The following is an 8,627-nucleotide window of genomic DNA, read 5'->3' on the forward strand; positions in this document are numbered from 1 at the left end:
CGGCCCCGCGCGGCGCCCCCCCCGGGGCGCCGCGCGCGCGACCCCCCGGGGGGGGGGGGGGGGGGCGGGGGGGGGGGGGGGGGCGGCGGGCGCCCCCCCCCCCCCCCCCCCCCCCCCCCCCCACCGGGCCCCGGACCGCTGGGTCCGGGGCCACCGATCCCGGGCGCCTCGGGTCCGGACCCGGCGGGCCACCGTGACGGTGGGCGTGGGGGTGCGTGCGGTGGAACTCGCCTTCGCCCTGCTGCTCGGCGGGTGTGCCACGGGCGCGCTCGTGCTGCTCGGGGCCTGGAAGCGGAAGGACCGGTGACGGATGACAACGGAGGTCGGAGAGATGGCGCGCGGTCAGTTCGAGCTCTGCTGGGCGGTGGCGTTGTGCCTGGTGGCGGCCGCCGGATGGCGAACGCTGCAGGAACAGCTGCCGGGTGGGCGGCGCTCCAGGCTACTGCTCGCGGGCAGCGCGCCACTCGTGCCGAGGCCAGGGCGAGGGCCGGAGCGAGGGCCGGTACCGGATCCGGTGGCGCGGGCCCGACTCCGCCTGCCGGAGGCCCTGGCACCCGAACTGCTGGCCCTGCCGCTGGGGTTGGTCGCCGGACAGGCCACCGGCTCACCGGTGCCGGTGCTCGCGGCGGCCTTGGCCGTCCTGCCGCTGCGCCGGTGGCGGTTGCGGCGGTGCCTGGCGGCCGAGGCCCGGCAGCGGGCCGCCGCCGTGGTGGAGCTCTGCGCCGGACTGGCCGGGGAGTTGCGTGGTGGGGCGACGCCGGAACGGGCGCTGCACCTGGTCACGGCGCGGCTCGCCGCCGACCCGGACGGGCGGCGCAGGCTCGGCGACGAACCGCTGGCGCGGCTCGCGGCGGGCCGCTACGGCGGGGACGTGCCCGCTGCGTTCCACCTGCTGGCCGAACTGCCGGGCGGGAGCGGGGCGGCGGCCGTCGCGGCCTGCTGGCGGGTCGCCGCCGACAGCGGGGCGGGACTGGCCGCGGCGCTGGACCGGGTCGCGGAGGCGCTGCGCGGGGAGCGGGCGTTGGCCGAGGAGATCGCCGGGGAGTTGGCCGGGCCGCGGACGACGATCGCCGTCCTGGCCGCGCTGCCGGGTGCCGGACTGCTCCTCGGCGCCGCGCTCGGTGCCCACCCGCTGGCCGTCCTGCTGCACACCCCCGCCGGGCTGGGCTGCCTCGCGGCGGGAGCGGTCCTGGAGGGGCTGGGCGTGTTCTGGACGGCACGCATCGTCCGGTCCGCGGCCAGAGGCGCGCTGGAGGCCTCCCGGGGGGCTGGCAGGCCCCGTCGGGCGCCTGACGGCACGCCGCCGGTGCTCCCGGGGCTCCAGGAGCTCGCCGCGGGCGAGCGGGGCTGCGGATTGTCGCGGCTGCGGACGAGGCCCCGGGCGCGGACGCTCGGAGCGGGAGCGGGGGCCGGGTGATGCGTGGAGCCCTGTGGGTCGCCCTCGGGTTGCCGCTCGCGGCGGCCGTGGTGGTGGCGGTGCGGGCGCTGGGACGCGGCCGGGCGAGGTGCCGGCGGGCGTTCCCCGGGCCGGGCAGGAGGGCGGAGGCCCGGCGGCCGTCCGGGGCGGCGGACCCGGGCGCCGGGCGTCGGCGGCGGGCGGTCTCGATGGCGGTCGCCGGGCTCGCGGTGGCCCTGCTGGTCGGCGGCGGCACCGGATTGGTCGCCGGGGCGCTGGCGGCGGTGGCCGTCCACCGGTGGACGGCCCGGGCACGATCGCCGGCGGACCGTCGGGCAGCCCTGGAGGAGGAGCTGCTGACCAGGCAACTCCCGCTGAGCGCGGAACTGCTGGCGGCCTGCCTCGGCTCGGCGGCGTTGCCCTCCGAGGCGGTGTCGGCGGTCGGCCGGAGCGTGGGTGCGCCGATGGGTCCCCGCCTGGTGGCGATCGGAGCCGAACTGGCCCTCGGCGCACCACCGGAGCTGTGCTGGAGCCGGCTCGGCGAACAGCACCCGTCGCTGGCACCGCTGGCGCGCTGCCTGGTGCGGACGAGCCTCGGCGGAACGCCTGCCGCAGGACCGCTGATCCGGCTGGCCCACGGCCTGCGGGCGGCGGCCGCCCGCGCGGCCCACGCCAGGGTCCGCCGGGCCGCGGTGCTCGCCACCGCTCCGCTGGGGCTCTGCTTCCTGCCGGCCTTCGTGCTGATCGGCGTGGTGCCGGTGGTGATCGGCCTCACCAGCCTGTTCGCGCGGGCGATGTGACCGGAAGTCGATGGTTCGGACATTCGAGAGACGACGAGACAGGAGAGATCCATGACTGCGGTGATCGTGATCAGGCCCGTCGACGGGCGCCCGCTCCGGCGGTTGCCCGGGGCGTGGTGGCGGAGGAGGCGCTGGGTGGCCCGCCGGGTGCGCGTGGCGGCCCGGAACCGGGGCCGGTCGGACGCCGGGATGACGACGGCCGAGTACGCGGTCGGCACCCTGGGGGCGTGCGCCCTCGCGGCCGGGCTGTACAAGGTCGTGACCAGCGAGGCCATCACCGGCGCGCTGACCGACATGCTCCAACGGGCGCTCCATGCGGCCTAGACGACCCGGGCCCGCGTGCACCCGGTCGGGGCGGCGCGGGGACGGCGGCTTCGTCACGGCGGAGACGGCGGTGGCCCTGCCGGCGCTCGTCCTGCTGGCCGCGATGCTGATCTGGGGCGTGCTCGCGGCGGCCGCGCAGATCCGCTGCGTGGACGCCGCCCGGGTCGGTGCCAGGGCGGCCGCGCGCGGGGAGGCGGACGCCGTCGAACTCGCCCGCGCGGCGGCTCCGGCGGGTGCGCGGGTCCGGCTGACGCCGACGGCCGACACCGTACGGGTGGACGTGGACGCACCGTGCGCGGCGCCGGGACGGCTGGGCGGACTGCTTGCGGTGCGGGTCACCGCGGCGGCCGTGGCGGCGCGGGAGGACGTGCTGATGGGTACTGCGGAGGGAGGTGGCGGCCCGTGGCCGTCCTGAGCGGGACGGCAGCCTTGAGCCGGTCGGCCGTCCCGGCCGGGCCGCGGGCGGTGCTGGAGCGGGTGGTCCGGGCCCGCGCGGGGCGGGCGACGGCGGGCGGACACGGACCGGACGCCGGCTCCGCGACGGTCTGGCTACTGGCCCTGGCGATGCTGGGCACGGCGGTGTTCGCCGCGACCCTCGCGGTCGGATCGGTGGTGGCCGCCCGGCACCGGGCCGAGTCGGCCGCCGACCTCGCGGCCCTCGCGGCGGCGGACCGGCTGCTGCTCGACCCGGACGGCGGCTGTGCCCGGGCCACCGGGATCGCCGCGGCCCAGGGCGCCGACCTGGTGTCCTGCGCGGTGGACCGGTCGGGGGACGCCGTCGAGGTGGTGGCCGAGGTGAGGGTCGTCGGCCTCCCGGTGCGCCTGCCGGTCGGTCCGGCGAGGGCGAGGGCGCGGGCCGGACCGGTACGGGCTCCGGTCAGCGTCGCCGAGGACGGCCTCGGCGACGTCCCGGGCGGGACGGCGGCCTCATGACCCCGACGCTGCCCCACCGCCCGCGTCCGTCCCGGTGCCCGGGTCCGCCTCGGCGTCCGTCGTCCCGGGCGGCTCCGCGCCGGGCTCCGCCGCCGGGTTGCCGGGCGCTCCGGCCAGCAGGACGTCCAGGAGCCGGACGGCGGCCGCCTTGTCCAGCGGGTCGTTCCCGTTGCCGCACTTGGGGGACTGGACGCAGGACGGGCAGCCGCGCTCGCACTCGCAGGAGGCGATCGCCGAGCGGGTGGCCGTCAGCCACTCGACCGCCCGCCGGAAGCCGCGTTCGGCGAAGCCGGCCCCGCCCGGGTGGCCGTCGTAGACGAACACGGTCGGCAGCCCGGTGTCCGGGTGCAGCGGGACGGAGACACCGCCGATGTCCCACCGGTCGCAGGTGGCGAACAGCGGCAGCAGGCCGATCGAGGCGTGCTCGGCGGCGTGCGCGGCGCCGGGGAGCAGGTCGGGCGGGATGTCCGCGTCCAGCAGTTGGTCCTCGGTGACGGTCCACCAGACCGCGCGGGTGCGCAGTGTCCTGGGCGGCAGGTCGAGCTTGGTCTCGCCCATGATCTCCCCGGTGGAGATCCGCTTCCGGAGGTACCCGACCACCTGGTTGACCACCTCCACCGAGCCGAAGGTGAGCCGGCCCTCGCCCCAGTCGACGGTGGTGTCGGTGTCGAGGACGGAGATGGAGGTGATGTCGCGGGCGGCCGTCGTGTAGGGCGGGTCGGCCGGTTCGACCAGGGCGGCCGAGTTCTCCAGGTCGAGTTCCCGGACCAGGTAGGTGCGGCCCTGGTGGAGGTGGACGGCCCCGGTGTGGACGGTGGTGTGCGCGGCCGCGGCGTCCACCGTGCCGAGCAGCCGGCCGGTGTCGGCCTCGACGATCTGGACCGGGCTGCCGCCGCTGCCGCGCAGGTCGACGGCGTCGGCCGCGCGCTCGCGGCGGGTCCAGTACCAGCCGTCGCCGCGCCGTCGCAGCAGGCCGCGGCGTTCCAGGACCGGCAGCAGTGGCGCGGTGGACGGCCCGAACAGCTCCAGGTCGGCGTTGGTGAGCGGGAGTTCGGCGGCGGCCGCGCAGAGGTGCGGGGCGAGTACGTGCGGGTTGTCCGGGTCGAGCACGGTGGCCTCGACGGGCGCCTCGAACAGTGCCTCCGGGTGGTGCACCAGGTAGGTGTCCAGCGGGTCGTCCCGGGCGATCAGGACGGCCAGCGCGCCCTGGGCCTCACGGCCGGCCCGGCCCGCCTGCTGCCAGAGCGAGGCCCGGGTGCCGGGGTAGCCGGCCATCAGGACGGCGTCGAGACCGGAGATGTCGACGCCGAGTTCGAGGGCGGAGGTGGAGGCGAGGCCGAGAATCCGGCCGGAGTGCAGGGCGCGTTCCAGGGCCCGGCGTTCGTCGGCCAGGTAGCCGCCGCGGTAGGCGGCCACCCGGTCGGCGAGCGGTCGGCCGAGCTGGTCCTGGGTCTGGAGGGCGACGAGTTCGGCCGCGCGGCGGGAGCGGACGAAGACGACGGTGCGGGTCTCCCGTTCGACCAGGTCGGTGAGCAGGTGCGCCGCTTCGGCGGTGGCGGTGCGGCGGACGGGGGCGCCGTGCTCGCCGACGTTCTCGGTCAGCGGCGGTTCCCAGAGTCCGAAGACCATCGGCCCGCGTGGCGAGGCGTCCTCGGTGACGGCCACCGAGGGGAGTCCGGTGAGGCGCTCGGCGGTCGCGGCCGGGTCGGCGGTGGTGGCGGAGGCCAGCAGGAAGGTGGGTGACGATCCGTAGCGGGCGCACACGCGGCGCAGCCGGCGCAGCACCTGGGCGACGTGCGAGCCGAACACGCCCCGGTAGCTGTGGCACTCGTCGACGACCACGTAGCGCAGCGCCTTGAGGAAGGAGGACCAGCGGGCGTGGCCGGGCAGGATGCCGCGGTGCAGCATGTCCGGGTTGGTGAGCACGTAGGAGGCGTACTGGCGGACCCACTCGCGTTCCTCGGGCGGGGTGTCGCCGTCGTACAGGGCGGCGCGGACCCTGGGCGGGGCGAGTTCGGTGGCCCGGCGGCGCTGGTCGGCGGCGAGGGCCTTGGTGGGCGCCAGGTAGAGCGCGGTGGCGCCGCGGCCGTTGCGGGCCTCGGTGCCGTCCAGCAGGTCGCTGAGCACCGGGGCCAGGTAGCCCAGCGACTTGCCCGAGGCGGTGCCTGTGGCGATCACCACAGTTTGACCGCTTTTCGCCAGGTTCATCGCTTCTGCCTGGTGCACCCAGGGCCGCTCCACCCCGACTGCGAGTACCGAGGCCACGATCTCCGGACGGATCGACTCGGGCCAGGGTGAATAACGTGCAGGTCGGGCGGGAAGGTGCTCCGTATGGGTGAGCCGGTCGGACCGCCCTCGGCCGTCGGTCAGGGTCGTGAGCAGTGCCTCGGGCGGGCTGTGTCGGGGCGGCATGGGGACCCAGTGTGTCACCGGCGTGACGGAGAATCGTCGTAAGCCATCGTGCGGGCATGGTCGCAGGTGGTTGAATGTGGCCGTGACGGCCGTACGGCCGTGGGTCGCAGCGCTGAGGCTTGCCACGCGTTGGCTGGGCGCGCCCGGGCTCGCGACCATGCGGTGGCGGCCGTCCGGCCGAGGATCGCACATGACGTAGCAAGGCAAGGTGCTGGAGGTTCCGTGGACCTGTCCCTGTCGACCCGTTCAGTCGGCGATCGCACGGTCGTCGAGGTTGGCGGCGAGATCGATGTGTACACCGCCCCGAAGCTGCGGGAGCAGCTGGTCGAGCTCGTCAACGACGGCAAGTACCACCTCGTCGTCGACATGGAAGGCGTGGACTTCCTCGACTCGACCGGCCTGGGTGTGCTGGTGGGTGGTCTGAAGCGGGTGCGTGCCCACGAGGGTTCGCTGCGCCTCGTCTGCAACCAGGAGCGCATCCTGAAGATCTTCCGCATCACCGGCTTGACCAAGGTCTTCCCGATCCACACCTCGGTGGACGACGCGGTCAACGCGACCGACTGACGCGGCCGGGCCGGCCCTCGTGGCCGGCCCGTCCCGTTCACCTCGCGTCCGGGGTGTCCGGGCCCGTGCGGCCCGGTGCGTCCCGGCCGCCTCTGGGCCGGTTCAGCCGGCCCGCAGGGGCCGTATCACCGGCCCCGGTCGGAGCACCCCGAGGGGGAGAGATGGCAACCGTCGAACTTCGATTCAGCGCGCTTCCCGAGCACGTGCGGACGGCCAGGCTGGTCGCCGCGGCCGTCGCCAGACGGGCCGGGGTCGACGAGTCGGTGCTCGACGAGGTACGGCTCGCGGTCGGTGAGGCGTGTTCCCGCGCGGTCGGCCTGCACCAGCGGGGCGGCATCGGCGGCACGGTCAGGGTCGCGCTGACCGACCAGGAGAAGCGTTTCCTCATCGAGGTCGAGGACGAGGCCGGCCCGGTCGTCGTCCCGGCCTCCGGCGCCGCCGAGGGCGGTGAGCCGGACGACGACACCCTGGGCCTCGCCGTGATCACCGGCCTGGTCGAGGACCTGGAGGTCACCAACGGCACGGACGGTGGCCTGATCCGGATGAGCTGGCCGGTTTCGGTCGCCTCCGTCGCGGTCTGAGGCCGCTTCCCGTACCCGGCGGGGTCCGCTCCCCGGGCATGCGTTGACAAACTGTTGAGCATGGCGGTTCGCTGCTTCCGGCACGACCGGGTCCGATCGCTGATCGGATCTCGTCGCGGAAGAGGAACTCCATGCGGATTCGCATCCTGTGGCCGGCCGGTCAGGTGACCACGCTGACGGCGACCCCCACCACCGATGCACTCCTGGCCGAGCTGCCGATCAGCTCGTCGGCGAGTACCTGGGGCGAGGAGGTCTACTTCGGCACGCCCGTCAGCGTGCCGCGGGAGGACGGCGCCCGACAGGTCGTGGAGCCGGGCGCGGTCGCCTTCTGGACGGACGGGGAAAGCCTCGCGCTGCCGTACGGTCCGACGCCGATCTCGCGCGCCGGCGAGTGCCGGCCGGCCTCGCCCTGCACCGTCCTGGGCGCGCTGGACGGGACGCGGCGGTGCTGCGCACCGTCCGGCCGGGCGATCCGATCCGGGTCGAACGGGCCTGAACCGCAGCCGGGCGCGGGTCCGGACGAAGCGGCGCAGGTCCGGGAGCGGACCGCGGCGGCCCCGGGACGAACCGCGGACCGCCCCGGGCGGACGTCCGCCGCGGGAGCCGCGAAGCGGGAACCGGGAACCGGGGGGTGGGAACCGGCCGTGTAGGTTCGACGACCGATGACGACCGAAACCGAAAGGCTTCTCCCGGTGAACAAGCGACTGCTGGCCGTACCCGCTCTCGGCGTGCTGCTGGCGTTCGGCGCCGTCGGCTGCGGCGGCGGCGACGACAACAGCAAGCAGCTGGAGTCCTGGGCGTCGAACGTCTGCGGCGCGGCCAAGGACCCGATCGCCCAGGCCCAGACCGCGCTCGCCGACACCGGCCAGGTGAAGACCGGTGAGGCGCCGGCCGACCTGCAGAAGCGGCTCTCCACCGACATCGGGCGGCTGGCCAAGACCAACCAGGACATCGCCTCCGCCGTCGACGGCGCCGGCGCGCCCAAGGTCCAGGACGGGGCGGCCCTGCAGAAGGACACCGTCGACGAGCTGAAGAAGGCGGCCGACGGGTACCAGGAGGTCCAGAAGAAGCTGGACGCGCTGCCCAACGACGACCAGGCGAAGTTCGCCGACGGGCTGCGCAGCGTCGCCGACCAGGTGCAGCAGCTGGCCTCGCTCTCCACCCAGGCGCAGAGCAAGCTGCAGCGCGGCGACCTCGGTGCCGCGATGGCCAAGCAGGCGGGCTGCAAGCCGTCCCCCGCCACCGCGCCGGCCGCCGCCCCGACCAGTGGCGCCGGCACCGGTGCGAGCGGCTCCCCGGCGCCCGCCGGTGCGGGCACGACCCCGGCCCCCGGGGCGACCGGTACGCCGAGCGCCCCCGCCACCACTCCCGCGGCCGGTGCGACCGACTCCGCCGCCCCCACCGCCGGCGCCACCACTCCGGCCGCCCCGGCCACCACCCCGGCACCCGCCGCGAGCTGACCGGGGGCCGGTCCCGCCTTCGCGAAGCGGCCACGTAGCGAAGCGGCCACGTAGCGACGCGGCCGCGCGGCCGCTCGGCGACACGGCCGCGCGTCGGCGCATCGGCACGAAGCATGAAGGGGGACAGGGAGCATCGGCAGCCGGTGCCGCTCGCAGG

The 8,627-nt window shown here is 76.2% G+C and carries 9 protein-coding genes and 1 pseudogene; 9 read left to right on the forward strand and 1 reads right to left on the reverse strand.

The genetic code is table 11. From position 1 onward, the window contains the following. Positions 1 to 310: 310 nt before the first annotated feature. From ACFV04_RS42480 to ACFV04_RS42500, 5 genes are all read left to right on the forward strand, one after another. Positions 311 to 1,417 carry a type II secretion system F family protein gene (locus tag ACFV04_RS42480; RefSeq protein ID WP_380536458.1) on the forward strand — a complete coding sequence of 369 codons (1,107 nt, stop codon included), beginning with the start codon at positions 311 to 313 and terminating at the stop codon, positions 1,415 to 1,417. Further along, complete coding sequence (locus ACFV04_RS42485) at positions 1,417 to 2,196, forward strand: type II secretion system F family protein (RefSeq protein WP_380349667.1); 780 nt, start codon at positions 1,417 to 1,419, stop codon at positions 2,194 to 2,196. Before ACFV04_RS42480 ends, ACFV04_RS42485 begins: the two co-directional genes overlap by 1 nt. A gap of 51 nt (positions 2,197 to 2,247) precedes the next feature. Continuing rightward, positions 2,248 to 2,520, forward strand: coding sequence for a DUF4244 domain-containing protein (locus ACFV04_RS42490; RefSeq protein WP_380349669.1), 273 nt, complete (start codon positions 2,248 to 2,250; stop codon positions 2,518 to 2,520). Positions 2,521 to 2,590: 70 nt separating this feature from the next. Continuing rightward, the gene (locus ACFV04_RS42495; RefSeq protein WP_380349672.1) at positions 2,591 to 2,935 is read left to right on the forward strand and encodes a TadE family type IV pilus minor pilin; all 345 of its coding nucleotides are present in this window, start codon (positions 2,591 to 2,593) and stop codon (positions 2,933 to 2,935) included. Continuing rightward, positions 2,923 to 3,453: an Rv3654c family TadE-like protein gene (locus tag ACFV04_RS42500; protein ID WP_380536460.1), complete on the forward strand. Its 531-nt coding sequence runs from the start codon at positions 2,923 to 2,925 to the stop codon at positions 3,451 to 3,453. The genes ACFV04_RS42495 and ACFV04_RS42500 overlap by 13 nt, the downstream gene beginning before the upstream one ends. Here the strand turns inward: ACFV04_RS42500 and ACFV04_RS42505 are convergent. After that, entirely contained in the window at positions 3,448 to 5,865 is a 2,418-nt protein-coding gene (locus ACFV04_RS42505; protein ID WP_380536461.1) for a DEAD/DEAH box helicase, read from the reverse strand. The two genes, ACFV04_RS42500 and ACFV04_RS42505, sit on opposite strands and share 6 nt — an antisense overlap. A gap of 222 nt (positions 5,866 to 6,087) precedes the next feature. Here ACFV04_RS42505 and bldG point away from each other — a divergent pair, with 222 nt between their 5' ends. The 4 genes and pseudogenes from bldG (at position 6,088) to ACFV04_RS42525 (ending at position 8,470) form a co-directional block, all read left to right on the forward strand. After that, the gene (gene bldG, locus ACFV04_RS42510; RefSeq protein ID WP_049659132.1) at positions 6,088 to 6,429 is read left to right on the forward strand and encodes an anti-sigma factor antagonist BldG; all 342 of its coding nucleotides are present in this window, start codon (positions 6,088 to 6,090) and stop codon (positions 6,427 to 6,429) included. Positions 6,430 to 6,590: 161 nt separating this feature from the next. Further along, on the forward strand, positions 6,591 to 7,010 hold the full coding sequence (locus ACFV04_RS42515; RefSeq protein WP_360252499.1) for an ATP-binding protein: 420 nt from the start codon (positions 6,591 to 6,593) through the stop codon (positions 7,008 to 7,010). A 131-nt stretch (positions 7,011 to 7,141) separates the two neighbouring features. Beyond that, positions 7,142 to 7,506, forward strand: a pseudogene (locus ACFV04_RS42520) (cyclophilin-like fold protein). A 196-nt stretch (positions 7,507 to 7,702) separates the two neighbouring features. Beyond that, a complete protein-coding gene (locus tag ACFV04_RS42525) occupies positions 7,703 to 8,470 on the forward strand; it encodes a hypothetical protein (protein ID WP_380536463.1) in 768 nt (255 codons plus the stop codon). Positions 8,471 to 8,627 lie beyond the last annotated feature (157 nt).

Origin of the sequence: Kitasatospora sp. NPDC059599 (assembly GCF_042735125.1) — a bacterium.
Taxonomy (GTDB): Bacteria; Actinomycetota; Actinomycetes; order Streptomycetales; family Streptomycetaceae; genus Kitasatospora.

Coding starts and splice junctions, on each gene's coding strand:
- ACFV04_RS42480 (WP_380536458.1), top strand. CDS start 311: ATGACAACGGAGGTCGGAGAGATGGCGCGCGGTCAGTTCGAGCTCTGC.
- ACFV04_RS42485 (WP_380349667.1), top strand. CDS start 1,417: ATGCGTGGAGCCCTGTGGGTCGCCCTCGGGTTGCCGCTCGCGGCGGCC.
- ACFV04_RS42490 (WP_380349669.1), top strand. CDS start 2,248: ATGACTGCGGTGATCGTGATCAGGCCCGTCGACGGGCGCCCGCTCCGG.
- ACFV04_RS42505 (WP_380536461.1), bottom strand. CDS start 5,865: ATGCCGCCCCGACACAGCCCGCCCGAGGCACTGCTCACGACCCTGACC.
- ACFV04_RS42515 (WP_360252499.1), top strand. CDS start 6,591: ATGGCAACCGTCGAACTTCGATTCAGCGCGCTTCCCGAGCACGTGCGG.